The 23,702-nt window shown below is 44.7% G+C and carries 20 protein-coding genes; 12 read left to right on the plus strand and 8 right to left on the minus strand.

Annotation, left to right across the window (positions count from 1 at the left end; genetic code table 11):
- Nucleotides 1-2: 2 nt before the first annotated feature.
- From A7D14_RS03330 to A7D14_RS03340, 3 genes are read right to left on the minus strand one after another with little or no spacing between them, the layout of a single operon-like run.
- The gene (locus A7D14_RS03330; protein ID WP_067029894.1) at nucleotides 3-506 is read right to left on the minus strand and encodes a DinB family protein; all 504 of its coding nucleotides are present in this window, start codon (nucleotides 504-506) and stop codon (nucleotides 3-5) included.
- A gap of 18 nt (nucleotides 507-524) precedes the next feature.
- The gene (locus A7D14_RS03335; protein ID WP_067029895.1) at nucleotides 525-1,949 is read right to left on the minus strand and encodes a Gfo/Idh/MocA family protein; all 1,425 of its coding nucleotides are present in this window, start codon (nucleotides 1,947-1,949) and stop codon (nucleotides 525-527) included.
- 17 nt (nucleotides 1,950-1,966) lie between these two features.
- On the minus strand, nucleotides 1,967-2,761 hold the full coding sequence (locus A7D14_RS03340) for a DUF1080 domain-containing protein (RefSeq protein WP_067030230.1): 795 nt from the start codon (nucleotides 2,759-2,761) through the stop codon (nucleotides 1,967-1,969).
- A 106-nt stretch (nucleotides 2,762-2,867) separates the two neighbouring features.
- On the opposite strand from A7D14_RS03340, the gene A7D14_RS03345 reads away from it, so the two are divergent.
- The 9 genes from A7D14_RS03345 (at nucleotide 2,868) to A7D14_RS03385 (ending at nucleotide 16,699) form a co-directional block, all read left to right on the plus strand.
- Nucleotides 2,868-6,002, plus strand: coding sequence for a VPS10 domain-containing protein (locus tag A7D14_RS03345; protein ID WP_067029896.1), 3,135 nt, complete (start codon nucleotides 2,868-2,870; stop codon nucleotides 6,000-6,002).
- Nucleotides 6,003-6,021: 19 nt separating this feature from the next.
- Nucleotides 6,022-9,144, plus strand: coding sequence for a VPS10 domain-containing protein (locus A7D14_RS03350; RefSeq protein WP_067029902.1), 3,123 nt, complete (start codon nucleotides 6,022-6,024; stop codon nucleotides 9,142-9,144).
- A gap of 19 nt (nucleotides 9,145-9,163) precedes the next feature.
- The gene (locus tag A7D14_RS03355; RefSeq protein WP_067029904.1) at nucleotides 9,164-9,709 is read left to right on the plus strand and encodes a CopD family protein; all 546 of its coding nucleotides are present in this window, start codon (nucleotides 9,164-9,166) and stop codon (nucleotides 9,707-9,709) included.
- A 182-nt stretch (nucleotides 9,710-9,891) separates the two neighbouring features.
- The gene (locus tag A7D14_RS03360) at nucleotides 9,892-11,298 is read left to right on the plus strand and encodes a sensor histidine kinase (RefSeq protein WP_067029914.1); all 1,407 of its coding nucleotides are present in this window, start codon (nucleotides 9,892-9,894) and stop codon (nucleotides 11,296-11,298) included.
- Between the two features lie 64 nt (nucleotides 11,299-11,362).
- Nucleotides 11,363-12,145 (plus strand): enoyl-CoA hydratase/isomerase family protein, encoded by a 783-nt coding sequence (locus A7D14_RS03365; protein WP_067029917.1) that lies wholly within the window; start codon nucleotides 11,363-11,365, stop codon nucleotides 12,143-12,145.
- A gap of 26 nt (nucleotides 12,146-12,171) precedes the next feature.
- Nucleotides 12,172-13,722, plus strand: a complete 1,551-nt coding sequence (locus A7D14_RS03370; RefSeq protein ID WP_067030233.1) for a hypothetical protein — start codon at nucleotides 12,172-12,174, stop codon at nucleotides 13,720-13,722.
- Between the two features lie 80 nt (nucleotides 13,723-13,802).
- On the plus strand, nucleotides 13,803-14,876 hold the full coding sequence (locus A7D14_RS03375; protein WP_067029922.1) for a PA0069 family radical SAM protein: 1,074 nt from the start codon (nucleotides 13,803-13,805) through the stop codon (nucleotides 14,874-14,876).
- Between the two features lie 102 nt (nucleotides 14,877-14,978).
- Nucleotides 14,979-15,329 (plus strand): YciI family protein, encoded by a 351-nt coding sequence (locus tag A7D14_RS03380; protein ID WP_067029924.1) that lies wholly within the window; start codon nucleotides 14,979-14,981, stop codon nucleotides 15,327-15,329.
- Between the two features lie 122 nt (nucleotides 15,330-15,451).
- Nucleotides 15,452-16,699 (plus strand): RNA polymerase sigma factor, encoded by a 1,248-nt coding sequence (locus A7D14_RS03385; protein ID WP_067029938.1) that lies wholly within the window; start codon nucleotides 15,452-15,454, stop codon nucleotides 16,697-16,699.
- A gap of 6 nt (nucleotides 16,700-16,705) precedes the next feature.
- On the opposite strand, the gene A7D14_RS03390 is transcribed toward A7D14_RS03385, so the two are convergent.
- The 5 genes from A7D14_RS03390 to A7D14_RS03410 all read right to left on the minus strand — a co-directional run bounded on the left by A7D14_RS03390 (nucleotide 16,706) and on the right by A7D14_RS03410 (nucleotide 21,668).
- Entirely contained in the window at nucleotides 16,706-18,097 is a 1,392-nt protein-coding gene (locus tag A7D14_RS03390; RefSeq protein WP_255307376.1) for a vanadium-dependent haloperoxidase, read from the minus strand.
- Between the two features lie 164 nt (nucleotides 18,098-18,261).
- The gene (locus A7D14_RS03395; protein WP_067030235.1) at nucleotides 18,262-19,686 is read right to left on the minus strand and encodes a Gfo/Idh/MocA family protein; all 1,425 of its coding nucleotides are present in this window, start codon (nucleotides 19,684-19,686) and stop codon (nucleotides 18,262-18,264) included.
- Nucleotides 19,687-19,733: 47 nt separating this feature from the next.
- Entirely contained in the window at nucleotides 19,734-20,396 is a 663-nt protein-coding gene (locus A7D14_RS03400; RefSeq protein WP_067029945.1) for an HD domain-containing protein, read from the minus strand.
- Complete coding sequence (locus A7D14_RS03405) at nucleotides 20,393-21,130, minus strand: lysophospholipid acyltransferase family protein (protein WP_067029948.1); 738 nt, start codon at nucleotides 21,128-21,130, stop codon at nucleotides 20,393-20,395. Before A7D14_RS03405 ends, A7D14_RS03400 begins: the two co-directional genes overlap by 4 nt.
- Nucleotides 21,131-21,257: 127 nt before the next feature.
- The gene (locus A7D14_RS03410; RefSeq protein WP_067029950.1) at nucleotides 21,258-21,668 is read right to left on the minus strand and encodes a BrxA/BrxB family bacilliredoxin; all 411 of its coding nucleotides are present in this window, start codon (nucleotides 21,666-21,668) and stop codon (nucleotides 21,258-21,260) included.
- A gap of 124 nt (nucleotides 21,669-21,792) precedes the next feature.
- Here A7D14_RS03410 and A7D14_RS03415 point away from each other — a divergent pair, with 124 nt between their 5' ends.
- The 3 genes from A7D14_RS03415 to A7D14_RS03425 all read left to right on the plus strand — a co-directional run bounded on the left by A7D14_RS03415 (nucleotide 21,793) and on the right by A7D14_RS03425 (nucleotide 23,700).
- Nucleotides 21,793-22,530, plus strand: a complete 738-nt coding sequence (locus tag A7D14_RS03415; protein WP_067029952.1) for a TerB family tellurite resistance protein — start codon at nucleotides 21,793-21,795, stop codon at nucleotides 22,528-22,530.
- Between the two features lie 61 nt (nucleotides 22,531-22,591).
- Nucleotides 22,592-23,176 carry a HupE/UreJ family protein gene (locus tag A7D14_RS03420; RefSeq protein ID WP_067029954.1) on the plus strand — a complete coding sequence of 195 codons (585 nt, stop codon included), beginning with the start codon at nucleotides 22,592-22,594 and terminating at the stop codon, nucleotides 23,174-23,176.
- 86 nt (nucleotides 23,177-23,262) lie between these two features.
- Nucleotides 23,263-23,700 (plus strand): deoxycytidylate deaminase, encoded by a 438-nt coding sequence (locus A7D14_RS03425; RefSeq protein ID WP_067029956.1) that lies wholly within the window; start codon nucleotides 23,263-23,265, stop codon nucleotides 23,698-23,700.
- Nucleotides 23,701-23,702 lie beyond the last annotated feature (2 nt).

A 23,702-nucleotide genomic window follows, 5' to 3' on the forward strand; every position in this document is an offset into this window, starting at 1 on the left:
TTTTAATCTTTCAAAACACTCACAGTAACCAAAAGCTGACCCACATGCCGTTGGCTATGTTCGGCGGCATGGAAGAGCAGCCCAATTACCGTTGTGGGCAATTTTTTGCGGCCCACATAGCGGTTTTCGGTCAAGCTGGATTCGGGGATGGTTTTAAAATAGTCCAACGCTTCGTTGACTTTGGTTTCAAAATCTGAAATCAATTGTTGTACACTGGGAGCGTCTTGTCCGTTGCCTTCATTTTTTAAAAAATGGAACTGTTCCTCGGTCAGGGATTGTTCCTTGGCATAGGTCAGCAATCGGTCCAGTACGCCGGTCAAATGCCGTAAATGAAATCCCACCGAAGCCCTTCCAAACGGTTTTTCCCAAAGTTTTTCCTCAGGAAAATCAATGAGATAGGTCTTTATTTCACGAACGGACTGTAACAGCGCATGCGCCGAGGGCTGCAAAAGTGGAGGCACGTTTGGAATAGGGCCACTTAACCAATACTCTTGAGGAGATGACATAGAAATATGTTTTTACTTTTAAAAATCTCGATAATCGCCTGATAAAAATTGATTGGCCTTTTCTTCTTTAAAGCGGGCGGTTTTCGCATCCCAATGCAGCGTTTCACCGGGGAAACGCCCCGCAATGGTGCCCAATAGAATGGTTTCCGTCAATCTGGCCGCATAATCAAATGGAGCTGAAGTCTCCGCTTTACCCAAACAAGCGTCCACAAATTGGTGGTAGTGCTTTGGCCCCTCCGTTTCGTAATTGCGAATGGGTTTTCCCAAATTATGCTCTTCGGAAAGCTTGGCAATTTCCTTTGAAATATCCACGTACTTCCCTTTTCTAATTTTCTTGGGCAATTGCATAAAATGGGGTAATAACAAGCGTCCTTTTTCACCCACGAACATGGCCCCTTGTTCTGGCAATTCGTTTTCTGCGGCAACACCAGCATCCAACGAAATTTTATCTTCTACGCTTTGGTCATCCGATTTCTTGTCCTTTTTCGTTTCCATACCCGGCAGCATTAGGTCTTCATGCATATCTGGAGCGCCTTCTCCATCATACCAAACCCATTTCAAGGTTTCGGTGGTATATGGCGTTTGTGGGAATTCATAGGTAACGGTATTCTTTTCGGGATAGCCATAACCGCTTGGAGGACGGCATTCGGTGGTGATGGTATTGGGAACATCCAAAGCCAAAGCATTATAAGGCGTATCAAAGATGTGAACGCCCATATCGCCCAAAGTCCCGCATCCATAATCCACTAACTTTCGCCAATTGGCGGGATGGTAGTACCCTTCTTTATAAGGTCTTTCGGCGGAGGTGCCCAACCATAAGTTCCAATCCAACTGCGTTGGAACAGGGTCTTCGCCTTCGGGTGCTGCTCCATCAAATCCCCAATTTTTGGGGGACCACGCATGAACCGTATGCACTTTCCCAATGATACCGGATTGAATCAATAGTGTAGCTAATTTGTAATCGTAAAACGAGTGCACCTGAATTCCCATTTGGGTCACCAATCCTTTTTCTGCGGCCATTTTTTTCATGGCTCGGGATTCGGACACATAATGGGTCAATGGTTTCTGGCAATAGACGGGCTTGTCCATTTCCATGGCCATCAACGAGGCAGGGGCATGGGTATGGTCGGGGGTGGACACGATAACAGCATCGATTTCATCCCCCATTTCCCCAAGCATAGCCCGATAATCAAAAAACACCCGTGCGCCGGGATGTAATTTATGGGCCGCGGACAAATACACCGCATCCACATCGCAAAGCGCAACCACATCTACCTGTGGATGTGAAGAAATGGCCTTAAGGTCCTCACCTCCCATATTGCCCACACCTATATGGGCTGTTCTTAATCGTTGTTGCGGATCTAAATTTTTCAATAGTGATGGTGCCAGTGCGAGGCCTAGAACGCCAACACTGCTTTTTTTGATAAACTCTCGTTTGTTCATGTGAAGTTGTTAGTCAGTTATAGTTTTTTGATTTTAATATTGCGGAACCAAATGGGGCTGGAGTGGTCCTGAAGGGCAATATAGCCTGTTTTGAATTTTCCGTAATCGGGGGCATTGTCCCATTTTCCCGAATTCTTTTTGGCTTCCCAATCTTCGGACCAGGGCACAAATTCCAATAATTTTTTGCCATTGAGCCAGTGTTCCACCTTTTCAGGGGTAAAAACAATTTTTGTGGAATTCCATTCCCCAACCGGATTCAATTGTTTTTGGGATTCATCCGCTACATGCATGGCATAATCAGCTCCTGTTTTCTGCCAATCTTGAAGCAATTCTGGGTGTTCGGCGCCAAATTGTGAGTTGTACCCCACCAAATCATGGATATTGGCATAGTTTTCATCATCAATGAGTTGGTACTCTGGGGCTACCTCTGGAGGTCCATCGTAACCTTCCTTCACATGGTAAAGAATACCACTGTTGCCACCTTCGGGGATTTTCCATTCCAGATAGAGTTCAAAATTATCGAACTCCTCTGCACCATATAGGATATCTTTCCCACCCGTATAATCTTGTTCCAGGCCCAATTCGGTATCAAAAGTCAGGGTACTGTCCTTAATGGTCCATCCTGGCGGGAGGGAATCCATATTATAGCCCCGCCAACCTTCCAAACTGGTCCCATCAAAGAGATACATCCAGTCTGAAGCAATTTTTTCGGGAGTTTCAACGGTTTGTTCCCCATCTTCTTGTTTAGGGGTGTTTTTGCAGGCAGTAGCAAGAGCAATAACGAGAATTAATAGCTTGAAATAATTTTGCATTGTGTGGCGAAAGATTTTTTCTGAAGGGTTAAAGTACAAAATATTGGACAACCTTTTTTCTTCCATTTTCACTACATTTAAGGCCGACTAATTCAACACTTTTAAAATGAAGACTAGCTTTCTCAAAATCGGTATGCTTGTGCTTACCGCAACACTGTGCATTGCCCCAGTTCAATCCCAACGAAACAAGAAAACACAAACTACTCCTGAATATCCAAAGGAACTCTATTCCAGCTTGGAATATAGGCTTATTGGCCCGTTCCGAGGAGGACGTTCAGCAGCGGTGACCGGAGTACCCGGCGAGCCCAATCTGTTCTATTTTGGAGCCACTGGTGGCGGTGTTTGGAAAACAACCAACGGAGGCCGTACCTGGAGCAATATTTCTGATGGTTATTTTGGTGGAAGCATTGGTGCCGTTGAGGTGGCCCAGAGCGACCCCAATGTCATTTATGTTGGCGGAGGAGAAAAAACGGTTCGTGGCAATGTCTCGTCTGGTTACGGCATTTGGAAAACTGAGGATGGTGGTGCCACTTGGCAAGAGGCCGGCCTTGAAAAGAGCAGACATGTGCCCAGAATACGTGTCCACCCAACCGATTACAACACGGTGTATGCCGCGGTTCTTGGAAATATTTATAAACCTACCAAGGAAAGAGGGGTGTATAAAAGTACCGATGGCGGAAAATCGTGGAAGCAAATTCTTTTTGTGAATGATCAAGCCGGTGCTGTTGACCTTACGTTTGACCCCAACAACCCCAGAATTTTGTACGCATCCACTTGGAGAGTGCAACGAACCCCCTATAGTTTGAGCAGTGGTGGTGACGGTTCCGCGCTTTGGAAAAGTACCGATAGTGGCGAAACCTGGACCGAGATTTCAAAGAATGAAGGATTCCCAAAAGACACCCTGGGCATTATTGGCGTCTCGGTTTCGCCCAAAAACAGTAACAGGGTTTGGGCCATTGTGGAAAATAAAGAAAAGGGCGGATTGTACCGTTCCGAAGATGGAGGGAAAAAATGGACCTTGGTCAATGAAGAACGAAAAATTCGTCAGCGTGCATGGTACTATACCCGGGTTTATGCCGATACCGAGGATGAAGATGTGGTGTATGTCCTTAATGTATCCTATCACAAAAGTACCGATGGCGGGAAAAGTTTTAGCACCTTCAATGCACCGCACGGTGACCACCACGATTTATGGATAGCCCCAGAAAATTCCCAGCGCATGATCATAGGGGATGATGGTGGTGCGCAAATCAGTTACGATGGCGGTGAAACCTGGAGCACGTATTACAATCAGCCTACCGCACAATTTTATCGGGTTACTACGGATAATGCCTTTCCCTATCGAATTTATGTGGCCCAACAAGATAATTCAACCTTGCGGATCAATCACAGAAGTGACGATGGTTCCATTGGAGAAGACGATTGGGAGGAAACCGCTGGAGGCGAATCGGCCCATATTGCGGTAGATCCTACCAATGACGATATTGTGTATGGAGGAAGTTATGGCGGATTGTTGACGCGGGTCAATCATGAAACCAATACGACTAGGGGAGTCAACGTTTGGCCGGACAACCCCATGGGATACGGGGCCGAAGGCATGAAATACCGATTCCAGTGGAATTTCCCCATCATATTCAGCAAGCACGACCCTAAAAAGTTGTATACCTTCTCCAACCATGTGCACATGAGCACCAATGAAGGTCAAAGTTGGGAATTGCTCAGTGGTGATTTAACCCGAAACGACCCTACCAAATTGGTGTCCAGTGGTGGGCCCATCACCCAGGATAATACCAGTGTGGAATATTACTGCACCATTTTTGCCGCCAATGAAAGCCCCTTAAAAGAAGGCTTGCTTTGGGTGGGCAGTGATGATGGCTTGATCCATGTAACCAAAGACGGCGGACAAACATGGGAGAACGTTACCCCGCCCAACATGCCCGAGTGGAACATGATCAATAGTATTGAACCTTCCGCTTTTGATGAAGGCACCTGCTATGTTGCCGCTACGCGGTATAAGCTGGGGGATTTCGCTCCCTATTTGTACAAGACCACCGATTACGGAAAAACGTGGACCAAGATTACCAATGGCATCGAGGATGAACATTTTACCCGTGTGGTGCGTGAAGACCCCAAAAGAAAAGGATTGTTATACGCCGGTACGGAAACGGGGATGTATATTTCTTTCAATGATGGTCAGAGTTGGGAAAAGTTCCAGTTGAACCTGCCCGTTGTTCCCATTACGGATTTGACCATCAAGGATAATAACCTTATAGTCGCCACGCAAGGAAGAAGCCTATGGATTATAGATGATCTTACCGTTTTGCACCAGTTGGATGCTTCTAAAAAATCAGCGGAGGCCATTTTGTATCATCCAAAAGACAGTTATCGAACCAAAGGAACGGCGGCCCAAACACCTTCGCTGACTGAAGGTCAAAACCACCCCAACGGAGTGTTGACCCATTTTTATCTGAAAGACCTTGCTGAAAAGGATAGCATTGTCCTTACCTATACCTCCATGTCGGGTGATACTTTGGCTTCGTATAGCAACAAAGCAAAGGATAAGGAGAAAAAACTCGAAGTGAAAAAAGGAGGCAATACCCACGTTTGGGACACTCGTGGCAAAGGCGCAAAACTATTGGATGGCATGATTTTGTGGTGGGCCAATTTGGATGGTGCCAAAGCGGTTCCCGGTTCGTACAAGGTGCATCTGAATGTGAACGGAAGCAACCAATCCCAAGATTTTAAAATTCTTCCCGACCCAAGAGCTGAGGTTTCTGTTGCGGACATGCAAAAACAGTTTGATTTTATTTCTGATATCAACGAAACGGTGGACAAAGCCCATCAGTCCATTAAAAAGATACGGGACATCAACGCTAAATTGGATGCCTTTGTAAAACAGTATAAGGACAATGCAGCTACCGAAGCTTTGGTGGAAAAAGCGAATAAAATGAAAGAGGAATTCGGCGAGATTGAAAAGGCACTGTACCAAACCAAAAACCAAAGCAATCAGGATCCCTTGAACTTCCCGATTAAATTGACGAACAAATTGGCGCACTTGAACAGTCTGGTGTCCATTGATGATTTTCCACCAACGGGGCAGGACATTGCCGTTAAGAATGAGCTTTCAGGCAAAATCAAGGCTCAATTAACGGCTTTTGATGCCTTGGTGGATGATGAAATCCAAGCGTTCAACGACGAGTTCAACAGCTTGGGATTGGAGTATTTGAGCATAGAAGATTAAGCCTAAAAAGATTTCAACCATGAAAAAAATAATTTTTTTCCTATGCGTACTCTGCGGAACCATGGCGTTTGCCCAAACCGCAAACGAGTATTTTAAACCCATGAAGTTTAGGAACATCGGCCCGTTTAGGGGAGGGCGTTCCGTAACCGCAAGCGGTGTGGTGGGTGACCCCCTTACCTATTATATGGGCACTACCGGAGGTGGACTTTGGAAGACCACCAATGCAGGACAACGGTGGGACAATATCTCCGATGGCTTTTTTGAAATGGGCTCTGTGGGAGCGGTGGCCGTTTCCGCATCCAACCCGAACATTGTGTATTGTGGTATGGGAGAGCATGCCCCTCGCGGGGTAATGACGTCCTATGGTGATGGGGTGTACAAATCCAATGATGCCGGAAAGACCTGGATCAAGCTCGGGCTGGAAAAAACACAGCATATCTCTCGAATCATCATTCACCCAACCAACCCGGACATTGTGTATGTAGCCGCTCAAGGTGCGCTATATGGTCCCAATAAAGAGCGTGGGGTGTATCGTTCCACCGATGGGGGCAAGACATGGAAGAATATTTTATTTGTGGATGAAGGTACGGGTGCCGTGGAACTTTCCATGGATGCTCAAAATCCATTGGTATTGTATGCCGCTATGTGGGAGCACCAACGCAAACCCAACATGGTGATCAGTGGAGGTGAAGGCAGTGGATTGTACAAAAGTTCAAATGGAGGGGATACTTGGACAGAATTGACGGAGGGACTTCCCAAAGAAAAGGGCAAAATGGCCATTGCTGTGAGCCCGGCCAATTCCAATAAGGTATATGCCCTCATTGAAAGTGATTCCAATGCCGATAAAGGAGGTCTTTTTGTTTCTAACGATGCTGGAAAAACGTGGAGCATGATCAGCGGCGACAATCGTTTGGTGCAACGGGCTTGGTACTATATTGAGGTTTTTGCGGACCCCAACGATGAGGATACGGTATACGTTTTGAGTGCTGAAATGTTCCGTTCCGAAGATGGCGGAAAGACCTGGGAGACCATTTCCGTGCCTCACGGTGATACCCACGACCTATGGATCAATCCGAAAGATTCCAAGAATATGGTCATGGCCGATGATGGCGGTGCCACAATCACCTTCGATTACGGAGAGAACTGGACGCTTCAGGACAATATGCCCACCGCGCAGTTTTATCGCATCAATACAGACAACCTTTTTCCCTATAATATTTATGGTGGACAACAGGATAACACCTCTGTGAAAATAGCAAGTCTTTCTGTAGGGCGATGGAGCATTAACCAAGAAGATTGGCATTATTCCGCGGGTGGGGAAAGTGCCTTTTTAGGCTTCGACCCGGATAATCCACGATATGTTATGGGCGGCAGTTATTTGGGGACCATTGAGCTGTTGGATATGGAATCAAAACTATCCACAAACGTAATGGCGGCACCCATTCAATATTTAGGCCGGGATGCACGGGACATGAAATACCTCTACAACTGGAATGCACCTATCATCTGGTCACAGCACGAACCCGGCACTTTTTATCACGGAGCGCAATTGGTACTTCGTACAAGGGACAATGGATTGACGTGGGATGAAATTTCGCCCGATCTTACCCGAGATCAAGATGCGCTTCAAGGGAAAGGCGGCGGGCCGTACACCAATGAAGCGGTGGGCGCGGAAAACTATGGTACCCTTTCTTATATCATTGAATCTCCCCATGAAAAAGGCGTTTTGTACACCGGAAGCGATGATGGTTTGGTCCATGTGACCCGAAATGGAGGGGAGACTTGGGAAAACATCACCCCAAATGGATTGCAGGAATGTTTGGTCAATGCTGTTGAAGTATCACCGCACGATCCTGCCACGGTCTACATTGCCACCACACGCTATAAATTCAATGACCATACCCCGGCATTGTACAAGAGCACCGATTATGGAAAAACCTGGACGAATATTAGTCAAGGTATCCCCTATGGAGCTTTCACCAGAGTAGTTCGGGAAGATCAAGAACGCAAAGGACTTTTGTATGCCGGAACGGAGAAAGGATTGTACATCTCTTGGAATGATGGTAAAAGTTGGGAGTCTTTGCAATTGAATTTGCCAAAGGCGCCCATCACAGACTTGAAGGTGCACAAGGGAGATTTGATTGTGGCCACTTCAGGGCGGTCCTTTTGGATTTTGGACAATATCACCACCTTGGCGCAATACGAATCAAGTTCAAATAAATTGAAGCTGTTTTCACCCGAAGAGGCCATTCATGGTTTTTGGGGAAGTCCGCTCAACAGCAGTTCAAAAGAAGTGGAGGCGACCAATCCGTATGAGGGGGTCAACCCTGCCAATGGCATGACCATCTACTATAATCTGCCGAAGGCCATGGACAGTACGGAAATTACCATGGAAATCTTAAATGAGCAAGGCAAGATGGTGCGCAGCTTTACGTCCAAAAAAGACAAAGATTATGTGCCGCACCACGGAGGAGGAGCACCACCAAAACCGGTTTTGGGAACCGAGAAGGGACTGAACCGTTTTGTCTGGGATTTAAAAACCCCAATCGTTCCCGGGATTCCAGGTGTGTATATTGAGGCGGATTTCACGGGTCACAAAGTCCCTCCGGGAAGTTACACCCTTCGTCTAAAAGTTGAAGGAGAAACGGTTACGGCCCAAGGAACCGTTGTGCCTACCCCAAATACCGATGTGACTGCAGATCAGTTTAACGAACATGATGCTTTTATGACCGAGTTGGAAACCAACTTGACTGACATGCACCAAAAGTTGAACACACTGTTCAAGGTTCAGGGGCAGTTGAAGGAATTGTTGGAGGAGTTAAAAGATGAATCCCTGAAAGAGGAAGGAAAAGCTCTTTTAAGCAAACTAAAGGCATGGGACGAGGATATGGTACAGCGAAAATCGCAGGCGTATGATGATGTGGAGAACTTCCCCAACAAATTTACCGCCGAATATTTGTTCTTGATGAACCATAGCAACAGTGCTTTGCCCAAGATCAATCAGCCGTCAAAGGATAGAAAAAAAGAATTGGATGCCCAATGGGTGGGGTTGCGGCAACGTGCCCTAACTTTGATGAACACCGATATTCCCAATTACAATAAAAAGCTTTGGGAGAAAGGTGTGGGTGCCATCCGTTTGTAGAATTTAAAAACAGAGCATATTGCTGTACGCATATATTAAATCGTTGCACTTGATTTTTGTGGTCACCTGGTTTGCCGGACTGTTCTACATTCCTAGGTTGTTCATTTACCATATTGAGGCAATGCAAAAACCATCACCGGACAGGGAAATACTAAGCACGCAATTAAAACTTATGACCAAACGGTTGTGGTACATCATTACATGGCCCTCGGCAATTTTGTGTACGGTTTTTGCCATTTGGTTGTTGGTTTTGATGCCAGGGTGGCTCCAACAGCCTTGGATGCATGTGAAACTGGGGTTTGTGGTGCTTTTGTTCGTATATCATTTTAAATGCCACCAAATCTTTAAACAATTGCAGCGCGATGAGGTAAAATACACCTCAAAATTTATGCGGATTTGGAACGAAGTAGCCACTTTGATTCTGTTTGCCGTGGTGTTTTTAGTGATTCTCAAGAATGCGTTCAACTGGATTTATGGCGTTATTGGAATGCTTGTTTTGGCCGTACTTTTGATGTTGGGCATACGACTCTACAAGCGGATACGCGACAAAAATCCGAATGCTTAAAAAAGTTCAAGTATCAAGAGCAAGTATCAAGTTCAAAATGGCAAGATTTAAAATTATTTGAACTTGTAGCTTGAACTTGAATTTGCCCTTGCCTTCATTTGGCTTGATAATTGCTTAAATTTATCTCAAATCAGCTAAGATTGCTCAGTAAACTCTCCTTACGATCCCGGATTTTTTTCACCATGATCCTGTTGGTGGTCATTGCATCCGTCCTGATAGCCGGAGTGACCATTTACCAATATAATGAGCAGGCTCGCGATTATCATGAGAACCGCTTGGAGCGAAAAGAGGAACAGGTGATTCAAAGCATTTCCTATACCTTAAGGGAGACTACCTATCCGGTGACGACTGATAATTTGGGCCTCATCTTTAAGGATGAGATTTATAAAATTGCCGATGTTCAAAATGTCAATTTTAATATTTATGACCTCGAAGGAAACCTGATCAAAAGCTCCAGGCCCAGTTTTGAGGCCGATTCCATTTCCAATTGTCTTGATGCAAATGTGCTGAACTTTCTCAGGGATAGCGGAGAGAAGAGATATGTGGAGGAACAACATGCCGCCGGGGATAACTATCAAGCTTCATACACCTACATCAACGACCCAAAGTTCAAGCCTATCGGCATCATGAACCTTCCTTATTTTGAGGACAATTCTTTCAACAACCATGAGCTAAAGGAATTTTTGATGCGGTTGGGGGGTGTGTATTTGGTCATGTTGCTCTCAGCCATTCTGTTGGCCTATTTCATTTCAAAATATATTACCCGCTCATTGCAGACTGTTTCCGATAAGATGAATCGGACCAATCTGACCCTACGAAATGAAAAGATCTATATTAAAAACCCCAGTGAGGAAATTGGCAAACTGGTCGATTCCTATAACCGAATGATTGACGCACTGGAAGAAAGTGCGGTAAAATTAGCGAGAAGCGAACGTGAGCAGGCCTGGCGTGAAATGGCCAAACAGGTGGCCCATGAAATCAAGAATCCGTTGACCCCTTTACGTTTGACCGTTCAAAATTTTGAACGCAAATTCGATCCCGATGACCCTGCCATCCAAACCAAGGTAAAGGAGTTTTCAAAGACCTTGATTCAGCAAATAGATACCATGAGCAACATTGCCACGGCTTTTTCCAGTTTTGCCAACATGCCCGCACAGCAGAACGAGACCCTGAACGTGGTGAAAATTGTTAAACTGGCCTTGGAAATTTTCAATGAGGAGTACATCCATTTTATTGCCGATGAGGAAGAAATCATAGCCAAATTGGACCGCACACAACTCATTCGGGTAATTACAAACTTGGTAAAAAATGCCATACAAGCCGTTCCCGAAGTGGAATCGCCACGGATTTTGGTCACTGTGGCCACCGAGGGGCAGCAAGTAAAAATTTCGGTAGCGGATAATGGAGTCGGTATTTCAGATGAGTTCAAACACCGGGTTTTTGAGCCGAAGTTCACAACAAAGTCCAGTGGCACCGGACTAGGCCTCGGAATGGTAAAAAACATTGTGGAAAACTATGGCGGAACCATTACTTTTACCTCAAAAGAAGGGAAAGGAACTGTATTTACCATAAGATTTCCCATTCAGTAAAAAAAATGTCAGGTCGAACGCCCGCCTGTGAGGTTGGAGCCGAGACCTATTTAAAAAAGCACGTATGGACTACGAAAACATTTACATAGAGGAAGAAAACAATATTGCAACCATCACTATTGATCGGCCCGAGAAAATGAACGCCCTCAATAAAAGGACCATTGAAGAGCTTCATGTGGCCTTTAAGGAATTGGATGAGGATAAGGAAACCAAAGTGATCATTATTACGGGAAGTGGACAAAAGTCCTTTGTGGCCGGGGCGGATATTTCCGAATTCGCACATTTCTCGGTGAAGGAAGGCCGACAATTGTCGGCAATGGGCCAAAAAAATCTATTTAACCTAATAGAAGGCCTTACCACACCTGTCATCGCAGCCATCAATGGTTTTGCCCTGGGTGGAGGGCTGGAACTGGCCATGGCCAGCCATTTTCGGGTGGCAAGCAGCAATGCCAGAATGGGACTACCTGAAGTTTCCTTGGGCGTAATCCCCGGCTATGGTGGAACACAACGGTTGCCCCAACTTGTTGGCAAGGGAAGGGCCATGGAAATGATCATGACCGCAGGGATGATCGATGCCGATAAGGCCTTTGCCTACGGATTGGTGAACCATGTGGTATCCCCTGAAGAATTGTTGCCCCTCTGCGTTAAAATTGCGAGCAGGATATCGAATAATTCCACTGTGGCGATAAAACAGGCAATAAAAGCGGTAAATGCTGGTTTTAAGTATGATGCTGATGGCTATGCTGTGGAAATCGATGCCTTTGGCCATTGTTTTGGCACCGACGATTTCAAGGAAGGAACGTCGGCCTTTTTGGAAAAACGCAAGGCAGACTTCCCCGGTTCATGACCATTGGCTTAACTAAGCCAGACCTGATGAAAAAACAAATACTTCTATGTTGCTTCCTGCTGATTGGGATGCTGACGGGTGCCCAAAAGATGCCCGTTTCCTATGATTTTGGTGAAAAGTTCCATGACCGGCATCGCTATTCAAACCTATTGACCCTGGATGAAGATGGTACGGGGGGGTATATTTTGGTACGGGCCTACTACCAAGGACTTGTATTAAAGCCCAAGGGCTACCTTGTTGAACATTACAACAAGGATTTGGAACTGATGTCCGAATACAATTACAAGCTCAAAGGCTTGGATTTTGTGGACGGTTTCCTCAAAAATGGGCAGCTGAACCTGTTGTTCCTCAATTATAACCATGACAAAGGGGAATATGAATATTGGGTGCATACAAGCCCCATCATTGACTTTAATTTTAGAAGCAAAAAACTGCTTTCCATTGCTTCGGAGGAGGTGAACGATCCTGTTGGGAAGAACTATTACAATCGCAATTTTTCCAATGGATTCACCACTGCAATTCTTTTTAATGAGGATAAAAGGGGATTCATCATCAGTACGCACCATAAAAGGGGGAAAAACAACAAGCACATTATTCACCTGTACGATACGGCCTTGAACAAGAAGTTTGAATACGACTTTTCAGATGAGATAGAGGAGAAAAACTATGCTTTTGAGAATGTGGCCATTTCCCGGGACCTTCAAACGGTCTATATCGTAGGGAAAGCCTATTTTAAAAAGAGACGTTTTCAGGTAGATGAGCGCAAATTTCAATATGAGCTGGTCAAGGTTTCCCAAAATGGAAGCAGAACACAGTCTTTTGTGGATCCAGGAAAGTATCCCGAAGCCCTGTATCCCATTATGTTCGATAACAGACTGGTCTGTGCAGGATTTTATGCCGATAGAAAGGATAATCGGTACAATGGAATCGCTTATTTTGATGTTGACCCAACCACTTTGGAGGTAAACGCTAGAAAATACAACCCCTTTTCCCAGCAATTTATGGAGGATAAATTTGGAAGGGAAGGCGACAAGGACATCAAAAACTTAGTTTTTAAAGGTGTTGAGGTCACTCCAGAGAAAGACATCTTTTTTAACGCTGAGGAATACTTTGTTACCTCCGGACTTGAGGTTACGGGCGCAGGGCAACGTGTTAAGATTGAACGGTACCACTACAACGACATTGTAAGCGTAAAGTTGGATGCCAAGGGTGCAATGGAGTGGGCCCGAAACATTAATAAGACCGAGGTAACGCAGGGCGATGGAGCCTATGCCTCCTATAGTTCCTACTGTAAGGATGGCAAGACCTATTTCTTTATCTGTACCGCTGCCGAAAGACCAGAGTTGATCAACAATGAACGATTGATTTTTAAACAAGGTTTTAGCAGAAACCGTAATGTGTTCCTTATCTCTTTGGATGAAAATGGGAAGATCGACTACGAAAAAATAATAGACTCACAGGAAGCCAGATTGCCTTTAATGGTGTCCAAACCCTTAAAGAACGAACAGGAGGACAACATGCTCTTCTATGCAAAAAGAGGCAGTAAAAAACAGTTGGTCAAGGTGGATTTTAACTAAAGCTTTTCCTAAACGTTAAATATAGTTTTTAAAAACCATAAAAAGGATTATCTCCATAAATTTGGATTAAATCCAATTTTATGGAGTCCAAAGAATTTCTCAAAGGAAGAGGTGCACAGCAAAACACGCCCAACAAGTTTCTGAAGCACGTATATGAAGTGCGTGAGGATTTTTTGGAATTCTGTCGCTTGGAAGGGGAGGAAGCAGACAATAACAAGACGCAGTACATCCCCATTTTCCCAAAAACCATTGTCAACAAGGTAGATAGCCCAGATGTTGGGATGATGTATTCCATGAACCCCTATCAAGGCTGTGAGCATGGCTGTATCTATTGCTATGCCCGCAATGCCCATGAGTATTGGGGCTATAGTGCGGGTCTGGATTTTGAACGGAAAATTTTGATAAAAAAGTCGGCTCCTGAATTGTTGGAAGCCAAGATCAAACACAAAAATTGGAAAGCAGCGACCATTGTGCTTTCAGGGAACACGGATTGCTATCAACCCGCCGAAAAAAAGTTTGAGATTACCCGCAAATGTCTCGAAGTCTTCTTAAAGTACCGTCACCCCGTGGGTATCATTACCAAAAATGCATTGATCCTTCGGGATTTGGACATTTTAAAGGAATTGAATCGACATCAATTGGTGGCCGTTAATATTTCAATCACTTCACTATCCGAAAAAACCAGACGAAAGTTGGAACCCCGGACGGCTTCCCTTCAAAAAAGATTGAAGGCGATTAAAGTGCTTTCAGAGAACAATATTCCCGTAAATGCCATGCTCGCCCCCATGATTCCGGGCATCAACAGCCATGAATTGTTGAAATTGGCAAAAACGGTATCCGAACATGGGGCACTTTCCTTCGGATTTACGGTAGTTCGACTGAATGGAGCCATAGGCCAAATCTTTACCGATTGGATTAAAAAGGCCATGCCAGATCGGGCGGAAAAAGTGCTGCACCTCATTCAAGATTGTCATGGTGGGAGCATCAACGACAGTCGTTTTGGACTTCGGAACAGAGGAGAAGGAAAAATTGCCACCCAAATCCATGATATGGCCAAATTGGCCAGGCAGCTTTATTTTAAGGATAAAACATTTCCAAGACTTAATGTTGAGCTTCATCAGCAATACAAAAATGGGCAGATGCGATTATTTTGAATAAATTTATAAAGCTTGTCCAATACACCCTCCACTCTTCGTCTTAAGGATGAAAACAACGTATAACCGTTCACTTTGGGTGGACATTAAAATGTAAAACCGATGAGTAATTTTTTGTATTTGTTCAGGGGAGGGGATGATTCCTTTGAAAAATTGTCACAAGAAGAAAAGCAGGCCCATATGCAGGTATGGGGCGAATGGATGGGCGGCCTAAAGGAAAAAGGACAACTTTTGGACGGCCTTCCTTTGGAAAAGGATGGAAAAGTGGTCCACAAACGAGGGGAGGTGGTCACCAATGGGCCTTTTATTGAAGGTGCGGAGATGGTGGGAGGCTACCTCATCGTATCGGCAAAAAACATTGATGAGGCCGTTGAAATCTCAAAGGGATGTCCCATTTTTGATTATGAGGGAGCTTTTGTTGAGGTGCGGGAAATCCTTTCTTTGGACCATTGATTTTTTAATCCGATGTCATTTCGAACGAATGTGAGAAATCTAAAACACTTCATTAACGTATTATAGATTTTTCGTTTTACTCGAAATGACATTTTAGGAGTTGGCCCCCAACAATATTACTTATGCCACAAGACCATAACACAACCATTGAACATCTTTTCCGAACGGAATATGGAAAAGTGGTGGCCTTATTGACCCATAAGTTTGGCACATCGTACTTGGAGCAGATTGAAGATGCTACCCAAGATACATTTGTAAAGGCCATGCAGGTTTGGGCCTATCAATCCGTTCCTGATAATCCCACGGGGTGGCTATATCGGGTGGCAAGCAATAGGATGATTGACGTATTGCGAAGCGGCAAGAAACTGGAATATCGAGAGCTTGAAGAATTGCAGCATAATAGTACTGTTTCCCATTCCGCCGATCCTGATTTGGACCAATCGATTTCAGATAGTCAATTGAAAATGATATTTGCCTGTTGTCATCCCTTGCTCTCACAGGAATATCAGATTATACTGAGCCTAAAACTGATTGGTGGGTTCAGCAATAAAGAATTGGCGGAAGCATTGTTAAAAAAGGAAGAAGCCGTTGCCAAATCCTTTACCAGGGCCAAGAAAAAGTTCAGGGAAGAGGTACAGTTCTTGAAAATTCCCGTGCAAATGGGGTTGCAGTCAAGTTTGTTCCAAGTGCTCCGGGTCATCTATCTGATGTTTTCTGAAGGATATGCCGCTACCTCGGGCTCACAGATCATTAAAAGGGACATCTGTTATGAAGCCTTACGTTTGGCCCTTTTGCTTCAGGAAAACAAGTACTGCAAGCACCCCAATCTGAATGCGTTGATTGCCTTGATGTGTTTCCATGCCTCACGATTTGATGCCCGGTTGGACGAAGCAGGGGAATTGGTGACCTTGGAACAGCATGACCGTTCCAAATACAATCAAGAGTTGATTTCCATTGGAGTTCATCATCTGGAAAATGCGGGGACATTGGACCGTACTCCTTCGGAGTATCATTTGGAAGCGGCCCGCTCCTATTACCACAGTAAGGCCAAAAGTTTTGCCCAAACAGATTGGAAAAATATTCTGTACCTGTACGATGTGCACTTGAAACTGTACTATTCGCCCATGGTGGCCCTAAACCGAATCATCCCTTTTGCCAAGGTTTATGGACCAAAAGATGGGCTCGTAGAGCTGGAACTCCTTGGCCAACGGGCCAATTTAGGGAATCAAGGGTTGTACCATGCCATTAGGGCAGAACTTCAATCTGAATTGAATCAACCTGAAAAACAACAATCAGCCTTAAAAAAGGCCATTGCCCTTACCGAAAACGAACTCGTTAAAAAGCACTACAGAAGGAAAATGAACCTTTGATGAGGATTACATTTTCATTTCTTCTTCTTCCCCTACGTGCTTTTTATAGAACTTCCATGCCTCATGCGCCACATCCCGTCCCAATTCCAGACCGGCTATATTATCAGCTTGGATGTGATAGCCACCCAGGACTCTTGATATGCCGGCCATTTCAGCGGTTTTGGTGAAGGTTGGGAATTTTAGGGTAACCGTATCACCCAAATTATCGGGTTCTGTAAGATATCCTGCAACCAATTCCACTTCCGATCCAAACTCATCACTGCCGGTCCAAAGTTTCAGGGCTTCGGCACAACCCCCACTTATGGTACTGTGCCCAGAGGTGTAACTTGGGAAAGGAGGGCATAAAAAGGTGTCTGGTGAGTACGGACGCCATTGGTTGCCGTCCATTTCCATCATTCCTTTTCCAACGCCGCCCCAAGCCTTTATCTTTTGTTGGTCATAATACTCATGGACCAAGGCGTAAGGTCTGGCAAAGTCATAGTACATTTTGCTGTCCCAAGAGGCGATGAACGCATCCATGGCCACTACTTGGTTGTAGAAGAACATTTTTACGTCTTCATCCAAGGTATGGTTATCACGTAGTGAAACTTCTTGGGCAAACTTTAACCAGTGTCCGGCCTGTTGAACGGATTGGGGGCCATCTCGCATGAACTCCACCAAAGCTTTTTGCTCATCGGTGAGGTTGGCTTGCATCTCTATTACTTCTTTTACCTCTTCTTCCAACTGTTTGGACCCTATTTTAGGGGGAGGGCCCGGGCGGAACTGATCACCAGATTTCAATGAAACGGGTTTTACCTTGTCCCAAAACGGGGTTAAACATCCCGGGGCGAACTTTCCACCTTTTCCATCGGAAAAATACTTGGGCTGCCAACGGTTGGGGTCAATGTTCTTGTCAACCGGGTTGATGGGCTCGTATCCGGTATAATCAAAATAAGGAATACCATTGGAACCTTCCTCCTCACCGTATTGGTTGGCACCATCACCCTTTCGGGCTTCAATGACGGCTTTGGCGGCCAAGTTTCCGATTCCCTCGGGAGTGGTTGGATCCAAAGATTCGTTGTTGGGATCAAGGCCCAACTCCACCATAAAGTTGGTAAAAAGTTCCTTATCTGAATAATAATATTCGTTCATGGCCCTGTATGCCGCATAACTGATGGCAATTTCCTTGTTTTCAAGGGTCTGTTCTTCAGAGGGTCGTCTTTCCACGCCATCAAGATAAACAGGTGTTGCTTTTTCATCATATCGGGACCAAGCATCGAAAACTGAAACAAAAATCAAGCCCAGGAACCGTGAGGTTATAGTTGGTCTTGGCTTAAACATTTCAGTATCGTTTGCCGTTGCGGTGATGGCCATTTCGCTCCATTGGTAGGCGATGTTGTCCGCACCCCTGGGCTCCATGGCGGCGTCATTTGATTGTTTCGTTTTTTGCTTGCAGTTTAGTAGCGTTATTACAACAAACAGCAGTAAGGTTGCTCTTTTCATAATTGATTTTAGTTCTAAGGCTGGCGAATATAATGGTTTAATAACCTAAATGCCAGTCATTAATCCAAAAATGATATGTATTAAGTCAGTTCCCAACCCTTACGATATTCACGAGTGACCCAATCGTTTGCTTTATCGTAATTGGTAATTTTCATATTGTCACCATCCCAGAACAGTTTTCTTCTGCCGGGATATTCAAAAGGATCCCAATCCCCCACTTTTTTGCCTTCCTTCAATACTTTGTATTGATATGCTTTAACGGCCAGGTTACCCATGAGCACGGTTTCGGTCAATCGTCCGGCTTTGGCAAAATTGGATGAGGTTGGCGTTCCATTTAAACAGCCATCCACAAAATTGCCAATGTGTCCGCCCATACCTCCGGGAATTCTTGGGTATTTGGGTGCTGGAGCATTGTATAGATCCATCATGTCTGAAGGAAGCAAACGGGCATTTTGTGAATAGGTGTCGCAAACCAGAGTGCCTTTTTCACCATACATTATGGTTCCGCCTCCACCATCGCCAATGGTTTCTCCATCCTTCAGTTCGTCTGGAAGGTCGGGTTTAATCCCACCATCGTACCAATTAAGGGCGATGTCTCCATGCGCTTCATGTTCAAACTTTAAATGTATTTTGGAGGAAGGTGGACAGGAAGGACTATAATCCGCTTCCACAAAATCACCTACCCAAACGGTTGTACAGCTGGCCTCAGCTTCTGTGGGATAGCCCAAATCCAGAACACTGAAAGGGGTTTCCATGATATGGCATCCCATATCGCCCAAAGCGCCAGTGCCAAAATCCCACCATCCCCGCCATTTGAACGGCAAGTAGGCGGCATTATAATCCCGCATTGCTGCCGGACCCAACCAAGTGTCCCAATCCAATTCCTTGGGCACTCTTTGTTTTTTGGAAGGAACAGGGACGCCCTGTGGCCAAACAGGTCTGTTGGTCCAACAATCTATGGTATGCACTTTTCCTATGATTCCAGATTCTACCCATTCCCGTGCAATACGGCTACCATCACTGGAGGCACCTTGGTTTCCCATTTGGGTAACAATGCCGTTTTCCTCCGCTACTTGGGTCATTAAGCGAGCTTCGTAAATGTTATGGGTCAACGGTTTTTCAACATAGGCATGTTTTTTCTCCCGCATAAAGGGCAATGCTATGGAAGCGTGCATATGATCGGGGGTGGCCACCATTATGGCATCAATATCATTTAAGTGGGTATCGAAGACCTTTCTAAAGTCCTTGTATCGTTTTACATCAGGAAATAAGTCAAAAGTGGCTTGGGCACGGCGATCATCTACATCGCAAAATGACACGAATTTAACCTTTCCCGTTTCGTTGAGTCCGCGAATTACGCTTTCTCCTCTTCCTCCTACGCCAAAGGCCCCAACATATAAAGTGTCACTAGGAGGAACATGGGTTTTTCCCAAAACATGGCTTGGAACAATAGAAAAAGCAGCTGAAGCCGCTGCCGCATTTTTAATGAATTTTCTTCTTTGCATGTTGTTTAGTTTGAATAGCCCTTCAAGATACAAAAAACCGTTAGAGGTCAAAACCTATTCCCGTTCCATTCTTTATAAAATTGATCCAAATAAACCAACATAAACTGGTGCCGTTCTTGAGCCAGTTTTTGGCCCGTTGCCGTATTCATTTTTTCCTTTAGCAAAAGAAGTTTTTCATAAAAATGATTGATGGTCGGCGCTTGGGAATTCTTGTATTCCTCCTTGGTCATATTTAGATTGGGGGGAACGTTTGGGTTGTACAGGGGTCTATTTTTGAATCCACCATAATTAAAGGCCCGGGCAATGCCAATGGCACCCATAGCATCCAATCGGTCTGCATCTTGTACCACTTGAAGCTCTTTTGATGAAAATGTTGCCGAGCTTTTATCCAAACTATTTTTAAAGGACATGTGTTGGATGATGTTGACCACATGGTCAATAGTGGTGTTATCCACTTGCTGTGATTTTAGAAAATCACGGGCCATGTTGGGACCCACGTTTTCATCGCCATCATAAAACTTTGGGTCAGCAATATCGTGTAACAAAGCGGCCAGTTCCACCACGAGTGAATTTACTTCCTCATGTTGGGAAATCAGTTTTGTTGTGTTGAAAACCCGTTCAATGTGAAACCAATCGTGCCCCCCTTCAGCATGTTGAAGCGTCTCTTTTACAAAATCGATGGTATTTTGTATCAGATGGTCTTTTTTCATTTTGAAGAAAATATTCCAGATACGATCTGTTTTTCGACCTTGGCAATCAATTCTTCAGCATCACCTACATTTTCAACTGGAGGATGGACCTTGAATTTAAGATGATTGCCCAATCCCATGGGAAATTTTCCATAGCGCAACAACTTCCACGAATTGTTTATGCTGATGGGTACAATCAGTGCTGCCGGCGCATTTTTCATCAGCACCTTTAATCCGGTGGTGCGAAAAGGCTTGGGGACTCCGTTTCGGCTTCGGGTACCTTCCGGAAAGATAACGGCACTGCGTTTGTTGGTTTCGATGTACTTGCCCAGTTTTTGGAGCTCAGCGATGCTTTGTTTGGGATCCTTTCGGTCAATCAAGGCAGAACCGCTGTGCCTTAAATTAAAGGACACACTGGGTATACCTTTGCCCAATTCAATTTTACTGACAAACTTTGGATGATGTTTTCGCATATACCAAATCAAGGGTGGAATATCGTACATGCTCTGGTGATTGGTAACAATGATCAAAGGTCTGTCCGTGGGAATGTTCTGGTTGTTTTCAAACGTATATCGCGTGCCCAGTACATTGGTACATCGCATGATGAACCAGTTAAGGATTGAAACGCTGCGTTTATGTGCATCATATCCTACGGCCTTCAAACAAAACCATTGAATGGGATGAAAAATGACCAAAACCAATCCGAAGCAAATAAAAAAAAGTACGGTCAAAGGATACGAAAGCAACTTTTGCATGCTCACAATGTTGTGGGTTTATTTTGATAAAATCTGGGACTAAAATAACGCATCGTCAACTTTTTTAATGCTGAAAAACAAAAAACCACCCTAAAGGGTGGCTTTATTTTTTTAAATCGAGGAAGGATTAACAGAACTCGTTGTAAGCTTCCATCAGGTTTTCTGCGATAAGTTCCGCAGGTCTTCCTTCAATGTGGTGTCTTTCGATCATATGCACCAATTCACCATCTTTAAAGAGGGCCATGCTAGGTGAAGATGGAGGGAAAGGCACCATATGGTTTCTGGCCGTGTTCACCGCTTCGGTATCCACCCCCGCAAATACGGTCACCAAATGGTCTGGTTTTTTGCTGTTTTGCAGGCTTAGCTTGGCGGCTGGCCTGGCATTGGCCGCGGCACATCCACAAACGGAATTGACCACTACCAAGGTGGTTCCAGCTTGTTTTAGGGCGTTTTCAACGGCTTCGCTTGTATATAGTTCTTCAAACCCGGCGGTGGCCAAGTCTGCTCGCATAGGTTTTACCAATTCTTCAGGATACATAGACTTCTTTTTAATTCGGTTACAAAGATACGGTATTGTCGGGTTTTTACCATGACCCTTAACATTGCTTATGGTTTAGTTTCCTCTGCAAAGCCCTATATTTGGGCTTTAAATTTTTTGGAGGATGATTAAATGGGTGGCCGCCTTTCTCGGCTATTTTTTATTTCGGTTCCCTGGAGCCATTTTGGGGTTTATCGTTGGGAGTCTATTGGATAACCTCGGCGGGTCCAGTGGTGGCCCAAAAACTGTTTTTCAAGACTACACCAGACAACGGGTTTCCCCAGCAGATTTTGAATTGAACCTGCTTTCGCTCTGTTCCATTATCATTAAGGCGGATGGACAGGTGAACCAACGGGAACTGGACTATGTGCGGCAGTATTTTTTGAGCACCTATGGCAAGGAGAAGGCCAATGCCATATTTAGGACCTTTAATGAGGTCATCAAAAAACGGGAAATCTCTACACAACGTATCTGTGATTATATGGTGCAACGCACCCGCTATGAGGTGAGGTTGCAAATGTTGCACTTTTTGTTCGGAATAGCCCAGGCCGATGGGCAAGTGAGCAAGGCCGAGCTCGACAAATTGAGGGAAATAGCAAGGTACTTCCGTGTGGGGCGGCATGATTTTGACAGTATCATGGCCATGTTCATCAAGTCTGCGGATAATTCCTATAAGATTTTGGAGATTGAAAAAAGTGCCACGGACGAAGAGGTGAAGAAAGCGTATCGGAATATGGCCAAAAAATACCACCCCGATCGTGTGGTCACTGAAAATGAGGCCATCAGAAAAGGGGCGGAGGAGAAGTTCAAGGAGGTGCAGAAGGCTTACGAGATTATTCAAAAAGAAAGGGGAATTTCTTAGTTTAGTTGGGAGTTAGGAGTTGGTGGATTGTGCGTTTTTAATTAAAACCATAAACAGCGTCATGCAAGAGTTTTTGTTTTATGTGAAACTGGGGTTGAACCACGTGTTGGATTTTGGCGCGTATGATCATATCCTGTTTTTGTCGGCTTTGGCCGTTCCGTTTACTTTTAAGAATTGGAAACGTGTGGTGGTTTTGGCCACCATATTCACCATTGCCCACTGTACATCATTGGCGTTGTCCGTTTATGAAGTTTTTACAGTGGATGTTGGGCTGATTGAATTCTTGATTCCCGTAACCATTTTGTTGACGGCCCTTTTTAATTTTGTCTATGTTTTTCGGGAAGCTATGCAGGTGGGATTGATTTTGCACATTTTGGCCACCGCTTTCTTCGGTTTGATCCATGGTTTTGGCTTTTCAAACTATTTTAAGATGCTGATGGCGGAAGAGGACGACAAAATCACACCTTTATTGGGCTTCGCTACCGGAATAGAGCTTTCGCAAGTAACCATTATTCTAGTAATTTTGGCCTTAGCTTTTGTGGTGTTGGACCTGTTGAAAGTAAAAAGGCCCATTTTTATTGCAGTGACTTCCATTTTGATCATTTGTATTACAATACCCTTGCTCATTGCAACGTTTCCCATGTAAGGCCTTCGTTAAAATTAATCGAATAAGGTTGTAAGGGTCTTTCAAAGCAGGTATATTTATTTCATTATCGGCTGATTTAATGCTATATGAAGGAGAGTAAACAGTTAAAGTACGACAAAGCATATCTTCGGATGGCCCAGGAATGGGGCAAACTCTCCTATTGTAAAAGAAGGCAAGTAGGTGCCATTATTGTCAAGGATCGGATGATCATATCCGATGGCTACAACGGCACACCCACCGGATTTGAAAATTTTTGCGAGGATGATGAAGGCTACACCAAGTGGTATGTGCTCCATGCCGAGGCCAATGCCATTTTAAAAGTAGCTTCCTCCACACAGTCTTGTGAAGGGGCCACGTTGTACATCACTTTATCCCCGTGCAGGGAATGTAGTAAGCTGGTGCACCAAGCTGGCATAAAACGTGTGGTATATCAGACTGCCTACAAGGACGATTCAGGATTAAAATTCTTGGAAAGGGCAGGAGTAGAGACCGTTCATTTGCCCGTTTTGGAAGAAATGGTCTAAAA

This window comes from Allomuricauda sp. CP2A (assembly GCF_001683915.1).
GTDB lineage: Bacteria > Bacteroidota > Bacteroidia > Flavobacteriales > Flavobacteriaceae > Flagellimonas.